This window comes from Rhizobium bangladeshense, assembly GCF_001662075.1.
Classification (GTDB): Bacteria; Pseudomonadota; Alphaproteobacteria; order Rhizobiales; family Rhizobiaceae; genus Rhizobium; species Rhizobium bangladeshense_B.
The window spans coordinates 48,296-70,994 of sequence record NZ_LYPL01000003.1; the positions used below are offsets into that span (position 1 = coordinate 48,296).

Annotated in this window: 25 protein-coding genes; 7 read left to right on the forward strand and 18 right to left on the reverse strand. The window is 62.7% G+C overall.

From position 1 onward, the window contains the following. Positions 1 to 141 precede the first annotated feature (141 nt). Positions 142 to 1,377, reverse strand: a complete 1,236-nt coding sequence (locus A7X77_RS07770; RefSeq protein ID WP_064682393.1) for an ABC transporter substrate-binding protein — start codon at positions 1,375 to 1,377, stop codon at positions 142 to 144. 453 nt (positions 1,378 to 1,830) lie between these two features. On the opposite strand from A7X77_RS07770, the gene A7X77_RS07775 reads away from it, so the two are divergent. From A7X77_RS07775 to A7X77_RS07785, 3 genes are all read left to right on the forward strand, one after another. After that, positions 1,831 to 2,874 (forward strand): LacI family transcriptional regulator, encoded by a 1,044-nt coding sequence (locus tag A7X77_RS07775; protein WP_064682394.1) that lies wholly within the window; start codon positions 1,831 to 1,833, stop codon positions 2,872 to 2,874. Between the two features lie 100 nt (positions 2,875 to 2,974). Then, complete coding sequence (locus tag A7X77_RS07780; RefSeq protein WP_064682395.1) at positions 2,975 to 3,589, forward strand: C39 family peptidase; 615 nt, start codon at positions 2,975 to 2,977, stop codon at positions 3,587 to 3,589. 33 nt (positions 3,590 to 3,622) lie between these two features. Then, on the forward strand, positions 3,623 to 4,699 hold the full coding sequence (locus A7X77_RS07785; RefSeq protein WP_064682396.1) for a D-alanine--D-alanine ligase family protein: 1,077 nt from the start codon (positions 3,623 to 3,625) through the stop codon (positions 4,697 to 4,699). A 36-nt stretch (positions 4,700 to 4,735) separates the two neighbouring features. On the opposite strand, the gene A7X77_RS07790 is transcribed toward A7X77_RS07785, so the two are convergent. The 4 genes from A7X77_RS07790 to gndA form a co-directional block, all read right to left on the reverse strand. After that, complete coding sequence (locus A7X77_RS07790) at positions 4,736 to 5,353, reverse strand: class I SAM-dependent methyltransferase (protein ID WP_064682397.1); 618 nt, start codon at positions 5,351 to 5,353, stop codon at positions 4,736 to 4,738. Between the two features lie 96 nt (positions 5,354 to 5,449). Next, a complete protein-coding gene (locus tag A7X77_RS07795) occupies positions 5,450 to 5,956 on the reverse strand; it encodes a GNAT family N-acetyltransferase (protein ID WP_064682398.1) in 507 nt (168 codons plus the stop codon). Between the two features lie 23 nt (positions 5,957 to 5,979). Continuing rightward, positions 5,980 to 6,474 (reverse strand): GNAT family N-acetyltransferase, encoded by a 495-nt coding sequence (locus A7X77_RS07800; protein ID WP_064682399.1) that lies wholly within the window; start codon positions 6,472 to 6,474, stop codon positions 5,980 to 5,982. A 272-nt stretch (positions 6,475 to 6,746) separates the two neighbouring features. Next, positions 6,747 to 8,198 carry an NADP-dependent phosphogluconate dehydrogenase gene (gene gndA, locus A7X77_RS07805; protein ID WP_197486810.1) on the reverse strand — a complete coding sequence of 484 codons (1,452 nt, stop codon included), beginning with the start codon at positions 8,196 to 8,198 and terminating at the stop codon, positions 6,747 to 6,749. A 209-nt stretch (positions 8,199 to 8,407) separates the two neighbouring features. On the opposite strand from gndA, the gene A7X77_RS07810 reads away from it, so the two are divergent. From A7X77_RS07810 to A7X77_RS07820, 3 genes are all read left to right on the forward strand, one after another. Beyond that, the gene (locus tag A7X77_RS07810; RefSeq protein WP_064682401.1) at positions 8,408 to 9,199 is read left to right on the forward strand and encodes a helix-turn-helix domain-containing protein; all 792 of its coding nucleotides are present in this window, start codon (positions 8,408 to 8,410) and stop codon (positions 9,197 to 9,199) included. Between the two features lie 70 nt (positions 9,200 to 9,269). Next, complete coding sequence (locus A7X77_RS07815) at positions 9,270 to 9,668, forward strand: hypothetical protein (RefSeq protein ID WP_064682402.1); 399 nt, start codon at positions 9,270 to 9,272, stop codon at positions 9,666 to 9,668. Continuing rightward, positions 9,669 to 10,028, forward strand: a complete 360-nt coding sequence (locus A7X77_RS07820; protein ID WP_064682403.1) for a VOC family protein — start codon at positions 9,669 to 9,671, stop codon at positions 10,026 to 10,028. Between the two features lie 6 nt (positions 10,029 to 10,034). On the opposite strand, the gene A7X77_RS07825 is transcribed toward A7X77_RS07820, so the two are convergent. From A7X77_RS07825 to A7X77_RS07855, 7 genes are all read right to left on the reverse strand, one after another. Next, complete coding sequence (locus tag A7X77_RS07825) at positions 10,035 to 10,727, reverse strand: PAS domain-containing protein (RefSeq protein ID WP_197486811.1); 693 nt, start codon at positions 10,725 to 10,727, stop codon at positions 10,035 to 10,037. A 175-nt stretch (positions 10,728 to 10,902) separates the two neighbouring features. Next, entirely contained in the window at positions 10,903 to 11,835 is a 933-nt protein-coding gene (locus tag A7X77_RS07830; protein ID WP_064682405.1) for a lipid A biosynthesis lauroyl acyltransferase, read from the reverse strand. Positions 11,836 to 11,841: 6 nt separating this feature from the next. Continuing rightward, positions 11,842 to 12,870: a zinc-binding dehydrogenase gene (locus tag A7X77_RS07835; RefSeq protein ID WP_064682406.1), complete on the reverse strand. Its 1,029-nt coding sequence runs from the start codon at positions 12,868 to 12,870 to the stop codon at positions 11,842 to 11,844. A gap of 150 nt (positions 12,871 to 13,020) precedes the next feature. Next, complete coding sequence (locus tag A7X77_RS07840; protein ID WP_064682407.1) at positions 13,021 to 14,307, reverse strand: beta-ketoacyl-ACP synthase; 1,287 nt, start codon at positions 14,305 to 14,307, stop codon at positions 13,021 to 13,023. A gap of 10 nt (positions 14,308 to 14,317) precedes the next feature. Further along, positions 14,318 to 15,523, reverse strand: coding sequence for a beta-ketoacyl-ACP synthase (locus A7X77_RS07845; protein WP_064682408.1), 1,206 nt, complete (start codon positions 15,521 to 15,523; stop codon positions 14,318 to 14,320). After that, entirely contained in the window at positions 15,520 to 16,002 is a 483-nt protein-coding gene (locus A7X77_RS07850) for a 3-hydroxyacyl-ACP dehydratase FabZ family protein (protein WP_064682409.1), read from the reverse strand. The genes A7X77_RS07845 and A7X77_RS07850 overlap by 4 nt, the downstream gene beginning before the upstream one ends. Positions 16,003 to 16,181: 179 nt before the next feature. After that, positions 16,182 to 16,460: an acyl carrier protein gene (locus tag A7X77_RS07855; RefSeq protein WP_003540486.1), complete on the reverse strand. Its 279-nt coding sequence runs from the start codon at positions 16,458 to 16,460 to the stop codon at positions 16,182 to 16,184. Between the two features lie 367 nt (positions 16,461 to 16,827). Between A7X77_RS07855 and A7X77_RS07860 the strand changes: the two genes are divergently transcribed. Next, positions 16,828 to 17,547, forward strand: coding sequence for a Crp/Fnr family transcriptional regulator (locus A7X77_RS07860; protein WP_064682735.1), 720 nt, complete (start codon positions 16,828 to 16,830; stop codon positions 17,545 to 17,547). A 41-nt stretch (positions 17,548 to 17,588) separates the two neighbouring features. Here the strand turns inward: A7X77_RS07860 and A7X77_RS07865 are convergent, their stop codons facing one another. From A7X77_RS07865 to cobA, 6 genes are all read right to left on the reverse strand, one after another. Further along, complete coding sequence (locus tag A7X77_RS07865) at positions 17,589 to 18,017, reverse strand: L,D-transpeptidase (protein ID WP_064682410.1); 429 nt, start codon at positions 18,015 to 18,017, stop codon at positions 17,589 to 17,591. A 147-nt stretch (positions 18,018 to 18,164) separates the two neighbouring features. Beyond that, complete coding sequence (locus A7X77_RS07870) at positions 18,165 to 18,365, reverse strand: ECs_2282 family putative zinc-binding protein (protein WP_039620248.1); 201 nt, start codon at positions 18,363 to 18,365, stop codon at positions 18,165 to 18,167. An 87-nt stretch (positions 18,366 to 18,452) separates the two neighbouring features. After that, positions 18,453 to 19,433 (reverse strand): adenosylcobinamide-phosphate synthase CbiB, encoded by a 981-nt coding sequence (cbiB, locus tag A7X77_RS07875; protein WP_064682411.1) that lies wholly within the window; start codon positions 19,431 to 19,433, stop codon positions 18,453 to 18,455. Further along, entirely contained in the window at positions 19,430 to 20,515 is a 1,086-nt protein-coding gene (locus A7X77_RS07880; RefSeq protein WP_064682412.1) for a threonine-phosphate decarboxylase, read from the reverse strand. The genes cbiB and A7X77_RS07880 overlap by 4 nt, the downstream gene beginning before the upstream one ends. Then, on the reverse strand, positions 20,512 to 21,819 hold the full coding sequence (locus A7X77_RS07885; RefSeq protein WP_064682413.1) for a cobyrinate a,c-diamide synthase: 1,308 nt from the start codon (positions 21,817 to 21,819) through the stop codon (positions 20,512 to 20,514). The genes A7X77_RS07880 and A7X77_RS07885 overlap by 4 nt, the downstream gene beginning before the upstream one ends. After that, positions 21,816 to 22,655, reverse strand: a complete 840-nt coding sequence (gene cobA / locus A7X77_RS07890; protein ID WP_064682414.1) for a uroporphyrinogen-III C-methyltransferase — start codon at positions 22,653 to 22,655, stop codon at positions 21,816 to 21,818. The genes A7X77_RS07885 and cobA overlap by 4 nt, the downstream gene beginning before the upstream one ends. Positions 22,656 to 22,699 lie beyond the last annotated feature (44 nt).

The following is a 22,699-nucleotide window of genomic DNA, read 5'->3' on the forward strand; positions in this document are numbered from 1 at the left end:
GCGACAGCAAGGCATGGCACCATCTGCCATCCCTGCCCCCGTTTTACCGGGAGCGGCCGGAGAGATGCCGCCAGCCGAACGTCCGTCCGGAGAAGGATCCGGCCCTTGCGGCGCCGGATCCGAAGGCAGCGAATCTATCGATCAGTCAGCCGAAGCGATGATATCGGCGAAACGCTTCTGGGCGTCTTCCGGCGTCATCGACGGGTTGGCGAAGAACTCGGAGAAGAGGTCTTCCTTCTGCTTCTGGCTGTCGGCCGAAAGCAGCTGGTCGGTCCCCTGGATCACGTTGCCCTTCGACAGGATATCGAGACCCTTCTTCATGCAGTCGTTGGCAGCGGCGAGATCGACGTCGCTGCGAACCGGAAGCGAACCCTTCTTCAGGTTGAAGGCCACCTGAGTCTTCGGATCGAGCAAGGTCTTGGCGAGCACGGCCTGCGCCTTGGATTTTTCCTCATCCTTCAGGAGCGGGAAGTAAAAGGCATCGCCGCCGGTTGAGATGATCTCATTTACGCCGAGCCCCGGGAGGCAGGTATAGTCGGTACCGGCCTTCTGACCGGCGAGCGCGAATTCGCCCTGTGCCCAGTCGCCCATGATCTGGCCGCCGGCCTTGCCCGTGATGACGAGGTTGGTGGCCTGGTTCCAATCCTGGACATTGGTGCCCTTGGACATACGGCGCGCATCGTCGGCGGCCTTGAAGACCTTGGCGATTTCAGGGCCGGCGGCAGCTTCCGCATCCTTGTCCTTAAAGACCTTGTTGAAGGTATCCTTGCCGGCAATCGCCACCATCAGCACGTCGAAGGCGCCTGCAGCCTGCCACGGCTGACCGCCGACGGCGAGCGGAAGGATGCCGGCCTTTTCCAGAGCCGGGGCGGCGGCAACGAATTCGTCCCAGTTCTTCGGCACCTCGACGCCGGCCTTCTTGAAGGCGGCGTTCGAAAGCCACAACCACTGCCAGGAGTGGATGTTGACGGGAGCGCAATAGATTTTACCGTCGATGGTGCAGGAATCGAGCAGGCTTGACGGACGAATGATGTCCTTCCACTTCTCCGCGGTCGCGACGTCGGTCAGATCGCGCATCAGACCAGCCTGGACGAGTTCCTCGGCCTGACGGCCGTGGTTGAACTGGGTGGCGCCCATCGGGTCGCCGCCGGTAATGCGGCTGATCATGATCGGACGGGCGGTACCGCCGGAGCCGGCGATCGCGCCGTCGACCCAGTGGTTGCCGGTGGCGTCGAAAGCCTTTGCCAACTCGGCGACGGCGGCGGATTCGCCGCCTGAGGTCCACCAATGCGTGACTTCGAGATCGGTGGCACTGGCGGCGCCGAGCGGAAGCGCGACTGAAGCGGCAAGCACAGCCGCCATCATACGGATTTTCATGGGTTCTCCTCCCTCACTGAAACGTTGCCGGAAAAACTTAGATCAATCGATTTCACCACGCAACTGCCCACCCTCAAATTTTTCGACGAAGGCCGGAATTGCTATTTCTAGCTGTTTTCCGCTGCAGCGTTACCCGCCTCATATCGCGATTTTATAAAGCGATATCGCACATGCACAATCGATTTATCCTACTGAAATAAAATGATTATTTAAAGCCAATCAATCTTCAGCTCGGATTGGCTTTTTCGCTACTGCGGAAAAACAGGGCACAAATAACGGATTCAACCTGCGGGGATATTACCGCAATGCACACAAGAAAAAGCCCTCGACATTTCAACTGTATCGTTACAGATTGCATTCCCAGGGAGGCGCGATTTTGGCAGGCGGCGGGCTTACGGCGCTTGAAAAAGCCTCTATAAGCGACACCAATTCGCGCGAGGCAGGCCTACAGGGATGGAAAACAAGGGAAATTTCGGGCAAGCAGCATCGACGCCGGCGGCGCGCGAGCGCCCGACATTGAAGACGATCGCCTTCATGACCGGCCTTGGCGTGACGACGGTGTCGCGTGCGCTGAAAGACGCGCCTGACATCGGGGCCGAAACCAAGGAGCGAGTGCGCATGGTCGCCCGCCAGCTCGGCTACCAGCCGAACAGGGCGGGCGTGCGCCTGCGCACCGGCAAGACCAACGTCATCGCCCTCGTTCTCAGTATCGACGAGGAGATCATGGGCTTCTCGAGCCAGATGGTCTTCGGCATCTCCGAAGTGCTGTCCGGAACGCCCTATCATATCGTCGTCACGCCGCACTCCCACAGCAAGGATCCAATGCTGCCGGTGCGCTATATCCTTGAGACCGGCTCGGCCGACGGGGTCATCATCTCGCGCATCGAGCCGGACGATCCGCGCGTGCGGTTGCTGACCGAGCGCGGCATGCCCTTCGCCACGCATGGGCGCACCGACGCCGGCCTGACGCATCCCTTCCACGATTTCGACAACGAAGCCTTCGCCCATCAAGCGGTGGAGCGGCTGGTCAAACGCGGCCGCCGGCGCATTGCCCTGCTGCAGCCGCCGAGCAAGCTCACCTATTACGCCCATATTCGGATCGGCTTTCAGACCGGCCTGCACGATTACGGCGCCGAGGAAGTGCCGCTGCGCATCAACACCGACGCGCCGCTTGCCGATATCCGCGACGTCGTCGAGGTGATGATGCGCTCAGGGAACGCCCCTGACGGCATCGTCTGTTCGGCCGGCAGTGCAGCGATCGCCGTCAACGCCGGCATCGAGGCCGCCGGCAAGGCGCTGGGGCGCGATCTCGACATGGTGTCCAAGCAGTCGGTGCCGATCCTGAACTGGATCCGTCCCGAGATCATCACCGCCCAGGAGGATGTGCGCCAAGCCGGCCGCGAAATGGCCAAGGCCGTCATCGCCCGCATCGACGGCGTCGAGCCGGAACTGCTGCAAAGCATCAGCCAGCCGGTCTGGCCGGAGAACGGCAGATAGGCGTGAGTATGAACCCTACCCCAGGATTCGTAAGCAGGATCGGCTCGAAAAAGCCAAGATTGCCCGTCATGTCACAGCGAGTCACGGGGATATCGACAGAATGCAGCAGAGCGGCGTGCCCTATTTCAGCCAATGGGAAACACCCGGAATGACGCTGCCGGTACTTGCCGAGGGCTCGCAAGCGCTGCTCAGCGATCCGCTCTGGCGTGGTTCGGGAGCCGGCACCATTGAGGAATATGCACGCTGGGCCGTCAATGTCTGCGGCATGGCCTGCCTGAAGATGATCCTTGCCGCCCGTGGCGAAATCCGTCCGACCCTCGAACTTGCCCGTGCCTGCACCGCCTACGGCGGTTATGTCGTCAACGAGTTCGACGCCTCGATCAAGGGGCTGATCTACGCGCCGTTTGTGCGCTTCGCAACCGAGCGTTTCGGGCTCGATGCCGAGACGATAACCGGCATCGAAACCTCGGCCATTCCTGATCTTCTGTCGAAGCGCCGGTTCTTCATCGCCTCGGTGCATTCGGCCATCCGCTGGCCGGAGCGCGAACCGCCATCGAAGGGCGGCCATCTGGTGCTGGTGACGGCAGCCTCGCAGGAAACGGTCCGCTTCCACAATCCATCCGGCCATGACGGGGCGAGCCAGGCCGATGTAACGCTGCCGCTTGCCGTCTTCGACCGCTTCTTCGCCAATCGCGGCATATCGGTCGACGCCTGACCCTTTCAAAACCTGATCCTTCCGGAGGCTTGCATGACCCCTTCCCCCAACAGGCTGCGTATTGCCGTGCTTTTCGGCGGCCGCTCGGCCGAGCACGAGGTGTCCGTGCTCTCGGCAACCAACGTCATGGGTGCGCTCAAGCCCGAAAAGTATGACGCCTTTCCGATTTTCATCACCCGCGAGGGTCGGTGGCTCACGAGCAGTTTCGTGGACGGCGCCTTGGCGACACCTTCGTCGGGCACGGAAATCTGCCTCGTGCCGGGCGGCTGCGGCCGGGTGATGGCGATCCCCGCCAATGGCGCACCGCATGAGTTGGCGGCGATCGACATGCTGTTTCCCGTGCTGCACGGCCTCCATGGCGAAGACGGATCGGTACAGGGTGTGGCGCAGGTGGCGCGCGTGCCGCTTGCAGGCTGCGGCATCCTCGGTTCGGCCGCAGCGCTCGATAAAGAGATCGCCAAGCGGCTGCTCAGGGCGGCCGGCCTCCCGGTCGCCCGCGCCGTAACCATCCATGAAGGGACGACTCCGTCGCTCGCAGCGCTCGAAGGCGAACTCGGCCTGCCGCTGTTCATCAAGCCGGCGCGCCAGGGATCGTCGGTCGGCGTCGCCAAGGTCCATGCCAGCCAGGAATTCGCGCCCGCCCTCGCCGAGGCCTTCCGCCATGATCGCACCCTGCTCGCCGAGGAATTCATTGCCGGCCGCGAGATCGAATTCAGCGTGCTGGAGGATGCGGCTGGAAAGCTTTTCGTTTCGCGCCCCGGCGAGATCGCCCCGGCCGAAAGCCACGGCTTCTACAATTATGATGCCAAATATATCGACGAGAACGGCGCAGCGCTGAAGGTGCCGGCCGAGCTGCCGCCCGAGGTCGAGGCCGCCATGCGCGACGCAGCGGCAGAAGCCTTCCGGGCCGTCGGCTGCGACGGCATGGCGCGCGTCGATTTCTTCCTGACCCCGGACATGCGCTTCGTCATCAATGAGCTCAACACCATCCCCGGCTTCACCGATATCAGCATGTATTCCAAGGCGATGGCAGCAAGCGGCGTCAGCTATGCCGAAGTCATCGACCGGCTGGTGGAGCATGGCATGGCGCGCGCCGGCCGGACTGTCTGAGGCAAGGTCGGACAGCGGACGTCGGCGAAGTAAGCCTCACCGCCTGCGAAAGACACACCACTGAAAGGACTGCCTGCCGCCGCCCGGTGTCGTGTGCTCCTCGCGCCAGTCGCCTTCGAGCGCAAAGGCGGAGGAAAATTCGGTCGCAAGCGCTGCCGCGTCGTAACGCTGGACCGGCAGGCCGCTGCACCGCTCCGGCCCGTCCGGCGCGAAAGTCGCGATGATCATGATGCTGCCCGGCGCCGTACCGGCTTCGAGCGCATGGCGATAGGCGAGCCGCTGCCCGGGATCGGTGAGGAAGTGAAAAACGGCACGGTCGTGCCACACATCGTACCGGCGCTCAGGTTTCCATGCGGTGACGTCGCCAACCAACCAGCTGATTCTGACGGCTTCGTCCCCGAGCCGCGCCTTGGCGACGTCGAGCGCCGGCGCGGCGATATCGAGCACGGTAAGATCGGACCAGCCGCGCTCGACAAGACGGTCGACAAGGCTCGATGCCCCGCCCCCCACATCGATCAGCGAAGCCGTGGCCGGCAGTTGCAGCTCTTCGAGCACATGCAACGAAGGACCCGGCGTCGACTGATACCAGCTGACGCTGTCGGCCGCTTTCGTGCGATAGACCTCGTCCCAATGTTCCCGTTTCGCGTCGGTCATCCGGCACCCCATCTCTTGCAGAGCCCGATCCTGACCTATCAAGATGTAAGGATTGAGACGTCCGTCAACCGCCTCACGCCTGCGAAACTGATCTCACTAAGCCGAGTGACGATAGACGAGATCGGCAGGAACGGTTCGGGGCGCCGCGGGATCGAGACGCGCCCCAAGCCGCTCCGCAACGGCAACGGAGGCGGCATTGCCGGGAGCGATATAGCTGACGAGCGACGGCAGCTTGAGCGTCGAAAAGGCCCAGTTCCTCAGAGCCAGGGCCGCCTCGGTCGCATAACCCCTGCCCTCATGGCCCTCATAGACGTACCACCCCAGTTCCTTCTCAGGAAAGAGCGGACCATGATTGATCCCCACCTGACCGACGCACTCGCCGCTCTCGGCAAGGTCGATCATCAAAGCCCCATGCCCGAAAAGCTGCCAGAGCGCCACGTCGTGGCAGAACATCCCCCACGCGGCCCTGAGATCGAACGGGCCGTCCATTCCGGCGGATCGCGGCGAAGCCATCAGCCGCGCATAGGCTTCGAAATCGTCGATCTCGGGCTTCCGGAGAATCAGCCGCTCGGTTCGGAGAGTGATCGCGCCGGTTCCGGACATGTCATCGCCTTTCTGCTTAACATCTAGCTCTCGAACGCCGGAGCGAACCGAAGCGTGCCGCCCGGTGCCGGCCCGTGGAGGACAATGTGCTGCACGAACCGCGTATCGAGATCGTGATAGCTGAGTCTCCCGTCGCTGCAGAAGCCCGCGCCGCCGTAGACCTCGGGATTGCCGATCAGCACGCACCCGCTGGCGCCCATCTCCTCCAGCAGTCCGAGCCCCTTTGCGATCAGCGCCTTGCCGATACCCTGCCGCTGTCTCTCCGGCCTGACCGATATCGGTCCCAGCCCGAACCAGCCGTCATGCACGCCGTCGATCGTCACCGGCGAAAACGCCACATGTCCTAGGATCTCGCCTTCTTCTTCGGCGACCAGCGATATCGTCAGATCGCCACCCGTGCGGAGCCTCCGGATTATCTCCGCCTCCGTACCAGCGCTATAGGGCATGGGCGCGAAGGCGATCGACGTTAGATCATGGATCGCGTCAATATCCGCCGGCGTCTCGTATCGGATCAGCATCTATGTCCATCCCTGGTGTGCACGAGATATTGCCATCCCTATGATGGCTTTGACCATCTCCGCCATTTCGATCGGCAAGGTGATTCTTAAGGATTGAGTTGTCCGCATGGAACTGCCCCTCGTTTTCACTATCATCTCAGAGCACGATTAAATCCTACACTTTTCCCTGTTTCCGCGCTGGCAGTTTATGCCTGCATGCATGCAAGAGCACGTATAACCACGAAAAAGCCCGGCGCGATGGCCGGGCTTCCTTTATCTCGTCTCGGCAAACCTCAGAAGGTCGCCGCACCGCTGCCCCAGGGGCCGTGGTGGAAATCCTTGCCGTCCAGGCGATCGAAGCCGTGGGCGCCGAAGAAATCGCGCTGGGCCTGGATGAGGTTGGCCGTACCCCTGCCCTGGCGGTAGGCGTCGAAATAGGTGAGTGCCGAGGTCAGCGCCGGCACCGGCAGGCCGGCGGAGATGGCGGCAGCGACAACACGGCGCAGCGCAGGGATCGATTCCTTGACCATCTCGGAGAAGGCAGGCGTGACGATGAGGTTCGCAGCGTCCGGCGCCTTGGTGAAGGCCGAGGTGATCTCGTCGAGGAACTGCGAGCGGATGATGCAGCCGGCGCGCCAGATCCGGGCAATGGTCGGCATCGGTAGCGACCAGTTGAACTCGCGCGAAGCTTCCGCCATCACCGCGAAGCCCTGGGCATAGGCGCCGATCTTGGCGGCAAAGAGCGCCAGTTCCAGATCCTTGTTGAGCTCGGGACCGTAAGCGATCGGGAAAGATACGGCCTGCGTGCCGAAGATCTTTTCCGCCGCTTCGCGCTGCGACTTCATCGAGGAGAGGCTGCGGGCGGCTACAGCGGCTTCGATCGCCGTTGCCGGAATGCCCATGTTCTGCGCTTCGATCGCCGACCATTTGCCCGTACCCTTCTGGCCGGCCTTGTCGAGGATCATGTCGACCATCGGGCCGCCGGAAACCGGATCGGTCGCCGCAAGCACCTTCTCGGAAATCTCGATCAGGTAGGAGTTCAGCCGGCCCTTGTTCCATTCCCCGAAGATGCCGGAGATGTCGGAGGCACTCTTGCCGAGGCCGTCGCGCAGTATGCCGTAGATCTCGGCGATCATCTGCATGTCGGCATATTCGATGCCGTTATGAATGGTTTTGACGAAATGGCCGGCGCCGTCATTGCCGAGCCAGGCGACGCAGGGCTCGTCATTGTAGCGGGCGGCAATCGAGGTCAGCACCTTCTCGACGCGCTTCCAGGATTCCTCGGTCCCGCCGACCATGATCGACGGGCCATGCCGCGCACCTTCCTCGCCGCCGGAAACACCCATGCCGATGAAGGTAAGATCGGTATCCTTGAGGCGGTCGAAGCGGGCGACGGTGTCGCGGAAATTGGCGTTGCCGGCATCGATCATGATGTCGCCCTTGGAGAGGTGCGGGCGCAGCGCTTCCATCTGCTGGTCGACGGCATCACCTGCCTTGATCATGATGATGATCGGCCGCGGCGGCCGGATCGCGTCAACGAACTCTTCGATGGTCTTGCAGGGAATGATCTGCTTTTTCAGATCGCCGGCGCTTTCGTAGAATTCGTCGGTTTTCTCAGGCGTGCGGTTGAACACCGCAATTTTATTGCCTTTCTCTGCGATGTTGAGCGCCAGGTTGGAGCCCATGACCGCAAGGCCGATCAGTCCGATTTCTGCCTTTTCCACGACAAACCTCCGATGTGTCATTTGGACCGGTGTTGTGGCACTGTCTCGCTCAAACGGCAAGTCTGCCAAGGGTCTAATCGGTTCGCAAAAGCCAATGAAATGAAGCTCCCCAGGCCCGCTTGTCCGACAACCTGGCATCTGATCGGCAAGCAGCGGTGTGGCGTGACCTGCCCTTAGCGGATCTGCAATGCCCTATCTCGTGCTATCATAGGTCTTTCGGGAGATATTGCGTGGCATCGGAAAAACGAAACGGTGGAATTCTCCTGGCGGCCCGCGCCGGCCGCTATCGCGAATATCCGCCGCCGCCGGCGGTGCGGCGCCATTTCAGTCGGCTCTGGGCGCATTCGCTTCACGACGGACCGCCGGCAACGGTGGCGATCGTGCCGGACGGCTACTGCGATCTGCTCTGGATCGGCGGCCGATTGGTCGTTGCCGGGCCTGACAGAACGGCGGCTTTTCCCCTTATCCGACCGGGCACAACCGTCATTGGTGCGCGGTTTGCGCCGGGCGCCGCCGCGCCCTGGCTGAGCACGCCGCTCTCGGCGCTGGTCGGCTGCTCGGTGCGGCTCAGCGACATCGGCCGGAAGGGCACGGCTGAGTTTGAGGCGCGGCTGGAAGATTGTCGCGACGCTGCGGACGCGATGTCGTTATTCGCCCGATTGCTCGAAGAAGCCGCGCGCGAAGAGGAGGAGCCCGCCCCCGACGCCGCGGTGATTTTTGCCGCCGCCGAAAGCGGCTGCTGCCCGTCCGGCCTGCTCCACCGACTCGACATCAGCGAAAGACAGCTGCGCCGCCGCTGCCACCAGCATTTCGGCTACGGCGCCAAGACGCTGGAACGCATCCGCCGGTTCCAGCGTTTCCTCGACCTCTGCCGCAGATCGCACGCGATGCCTTTGGCCCGTCTTGCGCTCGAAGCGGGTTTTGCCGATCAGGCCCACATGACGCGCGAGGTCGGCGAACTTTCATGCCTGACGCCCGCCGTCGTTTGCGATCAGCTCAACGTGCAGGAACTGCCGGGCTGACCGTTTTGTTCAAGACGCCTCGGGTCGGGCTGTTACTCTCGCTCGACCACTATCAAGGACCTGCAAAGCCATGTCGACTATGCCCGCAAAAATCATCCACCAATCCATCGAGCGTGACTGGCGCGACGTCTACGACTTCGCCGGCAAGCCGGAGAATATGCCGCTCTGGGCCTCCGGCCTTGCGACCGGTCTCGAGCCCAATGGCGCTGACTGGGTCGCCCATGGACCTCTCGGCACCATCAAGGTGAGCTTCGTGCCCGCCAATGAATTCGGCGTGATCGACCATACGGTAACGATCGAATCCGGTCTCAGGGTCTATAATGCGTTGCGCATCGTGCCGAACGGCGATGGTTGCGAGATCATGTTTACGCTGCTGCGTCTGCCCGGCATGACCGACGCGCAGTTTTCCGCCGATGCCGCCCATGTCGAGAAGGACCTCGCCATGCTGAAAGCCCTGATGGAGAGATAGATGGCCGAAAAGTCAGAAAACCACGATCGCCGCATCGATTATGTCGAGTTCAACGTCGCCGACATTGCCGCCGCCAAAGCCTTTTACGGCTCGGCCTTCGGCTGGCGTTTCACCGATTACGGGCCAAACTATTGTGAATTCGACGATGGCCGCCTGAAGGGCGGCTTCACCGATTTCGGACCCGTGCGGCCGGGCGGCCCGCTTGTTGTCGTCTATGCCAATGACCTGGAGGAGGTGTTGACGTCGGTGGAAAGGGCCGGGGGCACGATCTGCCGGCCGATCACCGACTTTCCCGGCGGCCGCCGCTTCCATTTCCTTGATCGAGACGGTTATGAGCTCGCCGTCTGGGCGACTGCATAAGTTGGATCACCGATCCATCACGATCAGAGCGCCGATCACCGTGCCGCCGGCATCGCGCAGCGGCGACATGCGACAGCGCACCTGCCGCGATGCGCCATCGCTGGTTGCCCGCTCATAGGTGTAGTCGATCTGCTCGCCGGCAAAGCAGGCATCCAGCTTATGTTTAGCGCATCCGGCAAAGCGTTCCTCGCCGATGAATTCGGAAATGTGGCGGCCGATGAGCTCCATCGGCTTCCTGTCGAGATGAGCGCTGTTGGCCGCATTGGAATAGAGGTAGCGATAGTCCCTGGTCAGCACCGCCACCCGATCCGGCAGGCCTTCGAGGATCGCCGCATTGAGAAACTGGCCGTTGTCAGTGTCGGGCACATAGGCGGCCGGCGGCTCAATGCGCACATCCTGCGGCGAAGGCACCCGCCAGTCCGGCGCATGCGTGCCGAAATAGCCATCAAGCAGGTAAGAAAGCACCGCCGTATATTCCCGGACGCTGGCGCTGTCGTCGGCATCCCTGGCGATGAGATGGCTGACGAATTGCAGTTGCATATAGACTTCGAGCAGATTGGCTGCCCGACAAGCGAGGATCGCCTCGACCAGCGGCTCGACATGCCGGTCGAGCGACATGACGCGCTGATCGTCGCCGACGCGTATGGCTTCCTCTATTTGCGCGTAGCGCAAGGAAAAGGCTCGAAAAAGCTCCAGCAAGACGCCTCCCACTCCCATTGTCCCAAGCGGCGTATCCATAACCGATATGACTGCAACTGCGCCTTACGGTAGATTTTACTCGCGCCCTGGTGGTGACGGGTAACATGAAGTGTACTCGGTTTCAATCCGAGAGCACCTGCCGCTTTTCACCGCTGACAAATGGGGGTGGACCTTCTTACGCGAGCGTCTTCTTGATCTGCCAGCGGTCGTGATACCAGAGCCACTGCTCCGGATATTCCCGCACCCAGCTCTCCACCTTGTCGTTGAGGAGCTGGGCGGCTGCCGGCAGGTCGAGATTGCCTCTTTCGTCGCGCGGCATATCGAGCCGCGGTTCGATTTCCAGCCGGTAGCGATTTCCCGGCAGGCGGATGCAGCGCGCCGGATAGACCTCGCAATCGAACTGGCGCACCAGCTTCGGCAGCAGCGGATTGGTCTTCACTTCGCGCCGGAAGAAGGTGCCCTTCAGCCCCTTGCCGAATTTCTGGTCGACGAGCACGCCCACCCCCTGGCCCGCCTCCAGCTGACGCGCGAGCGCGAAGGATGAACCGGCATGAGAGGGCACCAGCTTGCCCATGCGGGCGCTGCGGAAGTCGAACACCTTCTTGGCGACGTAAGGGTTGTTGGGCGGCCGGAACAGCACGGTCACCGTCAGCCCGAAAGCCGCACCCGCCACCGGCAGCAGCTCGAAATTGGCGGTATGGCCGGTGAAGACGATAAAGGGGCGCGGATTGTCGCGCAGGTCGAGGAAGATCGGAATGCCCGAGACTTCCACTCTGCCCGGCTCCGAGTTCTCGGGATCATAATCGAACAGCTGGTCGAGGAAGACGTATTCGGCCGCAAGCCTTCCCATATTGCCCCAGCTGGCGAGCGCGATCTCCTCGATCTCGGCCTCGCTCTTCTCGGGAAAGGCGTTGCGCAGATTGGTCAGCATCAGCCTATGGCGGCGGGTCCGCCGGCCGAGGCGACGCATCACCTTATCGGCAAAGCGGATCGCGCCATCGGCTGGGAACAGCTTCAGTAGGTTCAGGAAGCCGAACATCGCCTGCGCCACCAGCCATTGCTGGAAATTCCTGAGCGCCAGGACGATCCGGGTGATGATCAGCTTCACGTGCGCTCAATCCATCTTCAGGATGATCTTGCCGAAGATCTGGCGCGATTCCATCCGCTCCAGCGCCCGGTCGATATCGTCGAAGCCAACTTCGGTGTCGATGACGGGATGCACGAGCCCGCGGCCCATCTTCTGCATCGCATCCGCCATGTTTTCCATGCGGCAGCCGAAGGAGCCGAGCAGCTTCAATTGCTGCTGGAACAGCATCATCAGGTTCATCTCGGTGGAAACGCCTGACGTCGAGCCGCAGGTGACGAGACGACCGCCGCGCTTCATGCAGAGCATCGAACCGGCCCAGGTATCCTTGCCCACATGTTCGAAGACGACGTCGACGCCCTTCTTCTTGGTGAGCTTGCGCACCACGCCTTCGAAGCGATCGGTGCGGTAGTTGATGACATGGTCGGCGCCGAGCGCCTTCGCCTTCTCGATCTTGTCGTCGGAGCCGACGGTGGTGATGACGGTGCAGCCGATCTTCTTGGCAAGCTGGATCGCCGCCGTGCCGATGCCGGAGCCGCCGGCGTGGACGAGGATCGTTTCGCCGGGCTCGAGCTTGGCATTGTCGAACAGCATGTGCTCGACCGTGCCGAAGGTGACGGGGGCGAGCGCCGCGCCGATCGCGTCGACGCCGGGAGGAGCCGGAACGAGCAGGCGGGCCGGCAGGTTGACCTTCTCCTGCGCGAAACCGTCGAGATGGAAACCGTGCACGCCGGAAACATGTTCGCAGAGATTGTCACGGCCTTCGCGGCACGGGCGGCAGAGGCCGCAGGTGCGCGCGCCGTAAATCGACACCAGCTGACCCGGCAGCACATTGGCGACGCCCGGCCCGATCGCTTCGAGGACGCCGGAAGCTTCCGCGCCGATGACGAGCGGCATCTTGCGCTTGGCGAACGCCATGCCGCGCCAGCCCCAGACATCGATATGGTTCAGCGCAACCGCCTTGACGCGCAACGTCACTTCGCCGGCTGCCGGTGCATCCGGTTCCGGCAGGTCGGTGATCTCAAGCTTGCGGTCATCGATCAGTTGCAGCGCGCGCATGATATATAGTTCTTTCTTCTACGTGGATCGTCGTCATGCTCGGGCTTGTCCCGAGCATCTGCCAGCGGTCATTGAGTGACGCAAGTAGATCCTCGGGACAAGCCCGAGGATGACGTCAAAACCACTTCGTCCCAAAATCAAGGAGGGTCTCTAAGCCGGTTCGAGCGCCATGACAAGGCTGGCATTCTGCCCGCCGAAGCCGAAGGAGTTGGAAAGCACGGCCGAAACCTGAGCTTCCCTCTTCTTGTTCGGCACGACATCGAGCACGATCGACGGATCGGGATTGTTGTAGTTGATCGTCGGCGGCAGCGTTCCCGTCAGCATCGTCTGCAGCGAGAACACCGCCTCGACCGCGCCCGCCGCCGTCAGCGTATGGCCGATCATCGACTTGTTCGACGACACCGGAATGCCAACCAGCTTCTCGCCGAAGACGGCCGACATTGAGCCATATTCCATCTTGTCGTTCTCAGGCGTCGAGGTGCCATGCGCGTTGATGTAGCCGATGCCGCTCTCGTCGATACCCGCATCGGCAAGCGCCGCACGGATCGTCGCGATCGCCGGGCCGCCGTCGGGCGAAGACCGGGTGCGGTGGAAGCTGTCGGCCTTGTCGCCGGCGCCCTTCATGATGCCGAGCACCTTGGCGCCGCGGGCGACCGCCGATTCAAGCGATTCCAGCACGAGCGTGGCCGCACCCTCAGCGATGACGAAGCCGTCGCGATCCCTGCTGAACGGCTTGGAAGCCTTGGTCGGCGGATCGTTCTGCGTCGAAAGGGCCGAAAGCAGCGAGAAGCGGATCAGCGCTTCGGCGCTGAGCGATCCGTCAGTGGCGACGGTCAGGGCGCGGTCGGTGCGGCCCTGGCGGATCGCCTCGATGCCGAGCTGGATCGCGGTCACACCGGAAGCACAGGCCGTCGACAAGGTTACGGGAAGGCCGCGCGTGCCGAACCGGTCGGCGAGGCGCTCGGAAATCGCGCCGAACAGGGCCGCCTCGTGGAAGGCCGGATCCGGCCGCTGACGCAGCGCCGTCAGGAAGCGCTCATAGGCATCGCCTGGATGGTCGGCAGCCGGTGAACGGTCTGCAAGTTCGAAACGGGCGCTCCATTCGGGTTCGATCGGCGGCGCGGCAAGAAACAGCGGGCCGTTGAAATCGCCTGAAATGCCGGCCTCTGCCAGCGCCTCGATGGTCGTCTCGCGCGCAAAGGCATAGGAGCGCTCGACGGCGTTCGGCGCGGGAATCTCGATGAAATCGACAGTGCCGGCGATCCGCGTCGAGAGGCCCTCTGTGGGAAAACGGTTAATCGCGTGGATCCCCGAGGTGCCGGAAGAAAGGGCCGCCCAGTTGTCCTTCAGGCCCTGACCCAGCGACGTGATTATGCCCATGCCGGTCACAGCGACGATCGGCCGGCCAAGATGATCCTTGTAAGCGGAATCTGTCATATCTCTCTCCTCACGCCTCTGCGGAAAGAACGGCGACGCCCTCGCCGCGCTGGTGTCCGACTGTCGTTACGACCGCGGCCTTCGTGGCCGCCTTCATCGGCGCTTCATGAGCGGCGTCGAAGGGCGGAACCTTGGCCCTGGCATCGATGGCAAGGGCTGCGAGCGCCAGCCCCAGCGGGAAATGCGCCTCGATCGTATGACCGGAAACGCCGCCGAAGCCGCGGACCGCAGCGCCGGGAAGCTGATGCTCCAGCACCGCCTTTTCGCGAGCGGCGATTTCATGCATGCCGGTCGAGCCGGAGAAAATCGCCGTCGCCTCTAGCGGCAGCTCGGCGGCAGGCTTGAGCAGCCGCTCCATTCGTACTTCGAAATTGCCGGCGCTACGGCTGCCGCGGTCGCCCTCGACGGCGCTGATCGTCGCATAGATATGCGCGCCGCGCTCTTCGGCATGCTTGCGCGATTCCAGCACCAGAAAGGCGCCGGCTGAACCGGTGATCATGCCGCCGCCTTCAAGGCCGGAGCGCGACCAGAGCGGCGCCCATTCGTCGCGCGTATGCGCGCCGATCGCTTCAGTGAGCAGGATCATGTCGGGACGTTCGGCAGCAAAAGCGCCGCCGACCAGTGCATGGGTGGATTCACCGGACCGGATGCGCCAGAAGGCCGTCTCGACGGCGGAAACGCCTGAGGCTTCCTCGCCCATGAAGGTGCGCGAGGATCCGGTGACCTTGTGAACGATGGAAATGTTGCCGGCCAGCAGGTTGGAAAGCTGCGCCAGGAACAGCGTAGGCCTCAGCTCCGTCGTCAGCTTTTCGTTGAGCAGCAGCTCGCGGTCATTGCGCTTCAGGCCCTCGTCCACGATCAGCGTATCGACGTTGATGTCGCGCTCGCCGCCGCCTGCCGCCACGATCATGTCCATCGTGCCGCAGGCCTCGATATTGTCCTTGAAGCCGGCATCATCGAGCGCCAAACCCGCGGCGAAGACGCCGATGCGCTGCCAGTTTTCCATCTGGCGCTGGTCGCCGCGCTTGGCGATCTGCTGCGACCAGTCGATCTCAGGCAGCGGATGCACCGGATAGGGTTTGAACTTCTCGGTCTCGACGATCGCCTTCGGCGCACTTTCGGCCGAAAGAAGCGCGATATGCGCGTCCTTGCCGACACCCTGACAGGTAACGATGCCGACGCCCGAAATGACGACGTCGTTTGCAGCCTTGCTCATCCAATCACTCCCTGCGCTGCGATCGCTTCGAGAAGCCCGACTTCGCCAGCGCGTTTTTTCACGATGTCGCCCAGCGGCATCTCGCTGAAGGGCATGGTGCGCAGTTTCAGCTGCGCATCGCAGACCTTCTTGCCGCCGCTGGTGATCTTGGCCTTGGTGACAGCGAAACCCGAACCGTCATGCTCTAGCACAGCCTCGATATCAAGCACGGCTTCCGGCTCGACAAAGGTGCGCATCTTGGCGCCGTCGACTGACATCAGAAAGGGCATGGCGGCAAAATCGGTGGCGGCAAGCACCAGCATGCCGGAGGCCTGCGCCATGGTTTCGATCAGGAGCACGCCGGGAACGAGCGGCATGCCGGGAAAATGGCCTTCGAAGACGGGGCTTTTGGCCGGCACAACAGATCGTGCCGCAAGCGTCCCCTTCTTCAAGTCCACCGCTTCGACGCGGTCAATCATCTGGAAATATTCCAGCAGCATTCGGATCCTCCGGCCCGGCAGGCCAGATCTGCCCGCCGGTGACGCCTACTTAGAGCAATTCCAGGAAAAGTGCGAAGCGGTTTTCCGTCCGGAAGTGCGATCTAAACTGATCTAGGAACGAAACCGCCCGGCCGCCATATTCAGGGCGGCAGGGCGTTCAAAAAAGACTGATATGTCGCTCAGGCCTTGGCTGCTTTGAGCTCGTCGATCTTGGCGCACAGGTTCTTCAGCACGAAATACTCTTCGGTGGAAACCTTGCCCTCATTGACTTCCTGCGTCCACTTTTCGAGCGGAATCTTGATGCCGAATTCCTTGTCGATCGCAAAGACGATGTCGAGGAAATCGAGGCTGTCGATACCGAGGTCGTCGATCGTATGGCTCTCCGGCGTGATCGTGGCACGATCGATCTCGCTGGTTTCTGCAATAATGTCGGCAACTTTATCGAATGTAGCGGTCACGCGCTGTACCTCATGAAATGACGATTTAAACCCCCTCATAGGCAAATCCATTTCAAAAGCCAATGCTTTCGTCCGGGCGTTGCGGCAATTTGGCAATCAGGTGTTGCCTAAACAGCAATGGAGTGCCGGACGTTCCAGAGTGATGCGCGAACCCTCAAAGGCGATGCAAGGCACTCTCGGCGCGCGATAAGAGGCTGCCCGAATCAAATAGGCGACGCGCTCGATGCGGCCAACATCCGTATCTGAGTTTGATCTGGATCAAATCCGGACGCCGGTCATTTGATAATCATCAAACCGCGCTGGAAGAAATTGAGATCGCGGTCCGGGCATGTCTCGCCATGCGCCGGATTTTCGAACGGATCAGGATATGGACATCGCACGCAGTGAGGTTTTCGAGGCCGGCACGCCCATCGCGTGCCGCTCCTGCCGGGCGCGGCACGGCGTTGTCTGCGGCGCCTTGTCGAACGCCCAGCTGAAGGAGCTCAACCGCCACTCCCTGCGCCGCAAGGTCGAAGCCGGATCGGCGATCATTGCTCAGGGCTCGGAGAGCTCATTCTACTCGAACATCATGCGCGGCGTGTTCAAGCTCTGCAAGATGATGCCGGATGGGCGCCAGCAGATCGTCGCCTTGCAGTTCGCTCCCGATTTCGTCGGCAGGCCCTTCGTGCGCGAAAGCACGCTGTCGGCCGAAGCGGCCACCGATGCCGAAATCTGCGTCTTCCCGCGCAACCTGCTCGACCGCATGATAGCGCAGACGCCGGAGCTGCAGCGCAGCCTGCACGATCAGGCGCTCAACGAGCTGGATGCGGCGCGCGAATGGATGCTGACGCTCGGCCGCCGCACGGCGGAGGAGAAGGTCGCAAGCCTGCTCCATCTCATCGCCACCCATGCCGAGCCGCAGACCGCCATCAGCGCCGCCTTCGACCTGCCGCTGTCGCGCGCCGAAATCGCCGATTTTCTCGGGCTGACGATCGAAACCGTGAGCCGGCAGATGACCAGACTGCGCAAGCGGGGTGTGATCCTGATCGAGAACTCCAGACATATCGTCGTACCGGATATGGATGAGCTGGAGAAGATCAGCGCGTAACGGGATCGGACGCCGATTCGGGTTCGGGCGCTGATCCGGGATCAGCGCGTGATGACCACCCGGGTATTGGCGAGCCCTGCCTGCCGCGTCAGCGAAAAGAACTCCGCCGCATTGTCGGGATGCAGGCGAACGCAGCCATGCGAGGCCGGCCTGCCGAGACGCTTCAGATCGAAGGTGGCGTGAACGGCGTAACCGCCGTTGAAAAATACCGCGTAAGGCATCGGCGCGTTGTCGTATTTGCGGGAGCGGTGATCGCGCGACAGCCATTTGGCGCTCCACGAGCCGGTCGGCGTGACATAACCATTGCGCGCGGTCGAAACCTTCCAGCGATACTTGACGAAACCGTTCTCGGTGACGGTCATCGTCTGCTTGCCGATGCTGATATTGGCAACCAGCGTTGCTGCCTCAGCCGTAACCGGAGAAAACTGCAGCAATAAACTTGCGGTCGCGGCCGCAAAAATCGTCTTCATAATAACCCCTCTTCGCACCCGCGCAGTTTGATTGCGCCCTCACGAAAGAGAGACTACGACGATACTTATTATATAGCTTTAACCCGAATGGTAATCACAATTCTAACGAGCGAAAGCGTGACGGAGACGCCGCAATATGGCGCTTGTTCACTGAAGCTTACGCGCCGCTGACGGCCGCTTGAGCTGCTGGTAGGCCTTGTTCATCTTCTCGCGGATGGAGGCCATCGTCCCGAGATTATGGCCGCACGCCGCGCAGGTGATAATGTCGGTCTCCCGGATCTCGGGGCGCTCGAATTTCATCTTGGTGCTCTTGCACTTCGGGCACGGCAATTCAACCTGGACTGTCATTGCTCTTTTCCGGTCTGATGGAGATAGGAGGCGCTTCGCATAAACCTTTGCGGCGGGAGTGTCCACTAGGGTGCCTCACGGCACATCCTACAAGAAACATAAAAACAATCCGAAGATCAGACCGGTAAGCACCATGCAGCTGGCATAGAACACCGACACGCCGTCCTCGATATCGCCGGCGGTGGCAACGTCCCGGCCGGCGTTGTTGATCATCGGCTCAGTCACGATGACACCGCCGTAGATGCGTGGGCCGGCGAGCTGAACGTTGAGAGCACCGGCCATTGCCGCCTCCGGCCGACCGGAATTCGGCGAGCGGTGCAACCCGCCGTCGCGCATCGCCACGCGGATCGCCTCGCGGCAGGGGCTCATGCCGCGCCGGATCCAGGCGCCGGCGGCGATCAAAAGGACGGAGAGCCGCGCGGCCGGCCAGTTGGCGATATCGTCCAGCCGAGCCGCGGCCCAGCCGAAATCGATGTATTTTTCCGACCTGTGGCCGATCATCGAATCCGCCGTGTTCAGCATCTTGTAAGCGAGCAGACCCGGCAGCCCGAGGACGGCATACCAGAGGGCCGGCGCCACGACGCCGTCGGAGAAATTTTCTGCAAGGCTTTCGATTGCCGCGCGGCAGACGGCCGGCTCGTCGAGTGTCTCGGGATCGCGCCCGACGATGCGGGAGACGGCGTTCCGGCCGCCGGCAAGCCCCTCGCCGCGCAAGGCCGTAGCGACGGCCACGACATGATCGGCCAGGCTCTTTTGCGCCAAAAAGATCGCCACCAGCCCGGCCTCCAGCACGAGACCGGCAAGGCCGAAGAGCGCGAAAAACCGTTCGAACACCAAGCCTGCGGCGATCGACAGCACAAGCAGGACCAGGATCGCCGCGACGCCGTTCATCCGGCGCTGAGAACCCGTGAGGCTTGAGGGATTGAGCTGCTGGTCGGCGTAAGAGATCGCCGCGCCGAAGATGACGACAGGATGCGGCACCCGCGACCACAGCCATTGCGGATCGCCGACGATCCGGTCGAGCAGCAGCGCCAGAAGCAGCACGAGGAGGTTTTCGTCGATCATCATCGCTCAAATCCTTGAAGGGCTGCGCCAAGGCGTCTGTCTGCCGCCGGATCGGGCGTCAGCCCGAAACGCAGCCAATCCGGCGCATAATCGAACTTGCGGACGAGAATATGATGCCGGCAAAGATGCTTGTAAATGTCGCTCGCCTTGCTATCGGCGACAAGCGTGAACAACGCCGTTCCCCCCCTACTCCGCAACCCGGCAGCGCTCAGCGCCGCCTGCAGCGCGGCGCTGCGTTCATCGAGAAAGCGGCGGATCACAGCCACATCCGAACCAAGTAGCGAGGCGGCAAGCGACAGCGCCGGGCCGGAGACCGCCCAGGGGCCGAGCCAGTCGTCGAACCGCGCGAGAATGTCCTCGCGCGCGATTGCAAAACCGAGCCGCAGGCCGGCAAGCCCGAAGAACTTGCCGAACGAACGGAAGATTATCAGGTTGGGAAGGTCTTGCGCGCGGGCTGCGAGGCTTAGCTCCGGATCCGCATCCCCGAAAGCCTCGTCGACAACAAGCAGGCCGTTTGCCGATTTCATCCTGTTGTGCAGGGCTGCCAACGCTTCGGCCGGCCATATCCGCCCGTCGGGATTGTTCGGATTGACGACGACGGCAAGCCGATATTGGCCACTGATCGCAGCGATATCGTCGACCGCATCGACGGTAAAACCGGCCGAGGCGAAGGCGCGCGCATATTCGCCATAAGTCGGCGACACCACGGCAATCCTATTGTCCGTCACGGCGACTTTGTCGTCCGTCACGGCGACTTTGTCGTCCGTCAAGGCGACCCTGTTATCCGTCACGCCGACCTGGCTTCCCTGTCGAAGCAGTCGCGGCAGAAGCTGAATCACCGATTGCGTGCCCGGCACCGGCAGCGGCAGTATCTCGCCGCTGTCATAATAATCCCGCGCCGCCCGCCTTGCCTCATCGACCAGATAGCTGTCCGGCAGACGGTGCCAGACCCTTGTCGGGATCTGCGGCAGGGCGAGCGGGCGTGGATTGATGCCGGTGGAAAGGTCGAGCCAGTCCTGCGGCCTGCCGCCAAAGGCGGCGGCTGCGGCGGTGATGCCGCCGCCATGGACGATCGGCGCGCTCATCCAGCCGCTCTCGCAAGGTCAATCAGATGCATGTAGGAGCCAGCCACCTGGCCGCGCCGGAGCCCGACAGCACCGAGATCAGTGCCGAGCGCATCTTGCGCTGTAAACAGCCGCTTCCCCTCCCCCTCGGAGACGACTGTTGAATAGTGGAATTCATGCGCCGTCATCGTCCGCGCGAAAAAGGCGCCGTCAAGCGGGGTCACACGGCGATAGCCGAGATGGCGCCGGCGCTTGGCATAGCTGGTGACAACAGGCAGCAGGCCGAGCATTTCGTGGCGCCTGCCCTCAGCATCGATCAGCCCATCGCCCAGCACCATGTATCCGCCGCACTCACCGTAGATCCGGATCCCGCGCGCCGCCGCATCGAGCATGCCGGCGCGAAAATTCTGTGCTTGGGAAAGCTGCCCGGCATGCAGCTCGGGATAACCGCCCGGCAGATAGATCGCATCGGCATCGGCGGCGGGCGCCTCGTCGGCAAGCGGCGAGAAAAAGGAGATATCCGCCCCGCGCCGCCGCCAGCCAAGCAACATATGCTCATAGGAAAAGGCGAAGGCGACATCGCGCGCCACGGCAACCCGGGCGCCGATCGGCATCAGTCGGTCGATATTGGCCGCCGACGGCCGGTTGAGGCCCTGCCTTGCGATGCGCAGCAGGAATTCGAAATTGCACTCCTCGGAAACGGCGTCCGCCGCATGGTCGATGAAATTCTCGAGGGTGGCATGTTCGCCGGCCTGGACAAGGCCGAGATGGCGTTCCGGCAAGGCCAGCGCCTTGTCGCTGCCGATCACCGCGATAACAGGCATGCGAATCGCTTCGAGCGCCTGACGCAGCATCGCCTCGTGCCGCTCGCTGCCGACCTTGTTGAGGATGACGCCGGCAACGCGCACGTCGGCGCGGAAGCCGGCAAAACCTGATACCAGCGGCGCCACCGACTGCGACATACGCGAGGCATCGACGACGAGCACCACGGAAAGACCGAGCTGGGCGGCAAGATCGGCTGCCGTCCCCTTCCCGTCAGCCGCCCCGTCGAACAGCCCCATCATCGCCTCGATCACGAGAATGCGGTCACCGGAACGGTGCAGCGTGGCATTGGCCGAGATCAGCTCCGGTCGCATCGCCCAGGGGTCGAAATTCAGGCAGGGCGTGCCGTTTGCCGCCGCATGGAAGGCGGGATCGATGTAATCGGGCCCGGCCTTTCCCGGCGCGACCGCGATGCCGCGCCGGCGGAGCGCCCTCAGCAGCCCGAGCGTCACAGTCGTCTTGCCGGCGCCGGAGGAAGGGGCTGCGATCAGGAGGCCGCTCATGCCGTCACCTTGCCGGAGCGGCCAAAAGGATCAGGCTGCAGCCGCTTGCCTGCAAGGGCGCCGAGCCAGTCGAGCGAAGCCCGCAGCCGCACCACCTCACCGACCACGACGATCGCCGGCGGCTCGAGCCCGGAGGCTTCAGCTGCATCGGTCGCTTCGCCGAGCGTCGTCTCCAGCACCTGTTGCCCGCCGGTCGCCGCGTTGCAGACGAAAGCGACGGGCTCGGATGCCGAGCGGCCCGACGCCATCAGCTTGGCGCTGATCTGGCCGATATGCTTCATCGCCATATACATGACGATGACGGGAGAACCCTTGCCGATCGCTTCCCAATTGATCGCATCGGGCACGATCCCGGAGGAATCATGGCCGGTGAGAAAGGTCACGGCATGATTGATCTCCCGATGCGTGACCGGAATGCCGGCATAGGCAAGCCCGCCGATGCCGGCGGTAATGCCCGGCACGATGCGGAAGGGGATGTTGTGCTCGACCAGCGTCAGCGCCTCTTCCCCGCCCCGCCCGAAAACGAAGGGATCGCCGCCCTTCAGCCGCAGCACTCGCTTGCCGGCGCGCGCCAGCTCCACCAGCCGGAGCGAAATATCCCGCTGCTTGGCGGACGGCTTGCCGCCGCGTTTGCCGGCATATTCCAGTTCCGCGCCTGGCCGTGCGAGCTTCAGACAGTCCTCGTTGACCAGCGCGTCATGCACGACCACATCCGCCTCCGCCAACCCCTTGGATGCAAGCAGCGTCAACAGCCCGGGATCACCGGGACCGGCCCCAACGAGCCAGACGCTGCCCGGCTCCAGCGCCGGCAAATGTGAGAATGGGCTGTTCATCATTTTGTTGATCTAGGCCCACCAAGGATCAAGGTCAACGCCGCCCG

Coding starts and splice junctions, on each gene's coding strand:
- A7X77_RS07790 (WP_064682397.1), bottom strand. CDS start 5,353: ATGACCGACGCGAAACGGGAACATTGGGACGAGGTCTATCGCACGAAA.
- A7X77_RS07840 (WP_064682407.1), bottom strand. CDS start 14,307: ATGACAGATTCCGCTTACAAGGATCATCTTGGCCGGCCGATCGTCGCT.
- A7X77_RS07860 (WP_064682735.1), top strand. CDS start 16,828: ATGGACATCGCACGCAGTGAGGTTTTCGAGGCCGGCACGCCCATCGCG.
- cobA (WP_064682414.1), bottom strand. CDS start 22,655: ATGATGAACAGCCCATTCTCACATTTGCCGGCGCTGGAGCCGGGCAGC.
- gndA (WP_197486810.1), bottom strand. CDS start 8,198: ATGACACATCGGAGGTTTGTCGTGGAAAAGGCAGAAATCGGACTGATC.
- cbiB (WP_064682411.1), bottom strand. CDS start 19,433: ATGATGATCGACGAAAACCTCCTCGTGCTGCTTCTGGCGCTGCTGCTC.
- A7X77_RS07795 (WP_064682398.1), bottom strand. CDS start 5,956: ATGTCCGGAACCGGCGCGATCACTCTCCGAACCGAGCGGCTGATTCTC.
- A7X77_RS07845 (WP_064682408.1), bottom strand. CDS start 15,523: ATGAGCAAGGCTGCAAACGACGTCGTCATTTCGGGCGTCGGCATCGTT.
- A7X77_RS07780 (WP_064682395.1), top strand. CDS start 2,975: ATGCAGCAGAGCGGCGTGCCCTATTTCAGCCAATGGGAAACACCCGGA.
- A7X77_RS07800 (WP_064682399.1), bottom strand. CDS start 6,474: ATGCTGATCCGATACGAGACGCCGGCGGATATTGACGCGATCCATGAT.
- A7X77_RS07815 (WP_064682402.1), top strand. CDS start 9,270: ATGTCGACTATGCCCGCAAAAATCATCCACCAATCCATCGAGCGTGAC.
- A7X77_RS07885 (WP_064682413.1), bottom strand. CDS start 21,819: ATGAGCGGCCTCCTGATCGCAGCCCCTTCCTCCGGCGCCGGCAAGACG.
- A7X77_RS07785 (WP_064682396.1), top strand. CDS start 3,623: ATGACCCCTTCCCCCAACAGGCTGCGTATTGCCGTGCTTTTCGGCGGC.
- A7X77_RS07865 (WP_064682410.1), bottom strand. CDS start 18,017: ATGAAGACGATTTTTGCGGCCGCGACCGCAAGTTTATTGCTGCAGTTT.
- A7X77_RS07835 (WP_064682406.1), bottom strand. CDS start 12,870: ATGCGCGCGCTGCAACTGATCGATGACCGCAAGCTTGAGATCACCGAC.
- A7X77_RS07770 (WP_064682393.1), bottom strand. CDS start 1,377: ATGAAAATCCGTATGATGGCGGCTGTGCTTGCCGCTTCAGTCGCGCTT.
- A7X77_RS07880 (WP_064682412.1), bottom strand. CDS start 20,515: ATGAGCGCGCCGATCGTCCATGGCGGCGGCATCACCGCCGCAGCCGCC.
- A7X77_RS07870 (WP_039620248.1), bottom strand. CDS start 18,365: ATGACAGTCCAGGTTGAATTGCCGTGCCCGAAGTGCAAGAGCACCAAG.
- A7X77_RS07850 (WP_064682409.1), bottom strand. CDS start 16,002: ATGCTGCTGGAATATTTCCAGATGATTGACCGCGTCGAAGCGGTGGAC.
- A7X77_RS07820 (WP_064682403.1), top strand. CDS start 9,669: ATGGCCGAAAAGTCAGAAAACCACGATCGCCGCATCGATTATGTCGAG.
- A7X77_RS07775 (WP_064682394.1), top strand. CDS start 1,831: ATGGAAAACAAGGGAAATTTCGGGCAAGCAGCATCGACGCCGGCGGCG.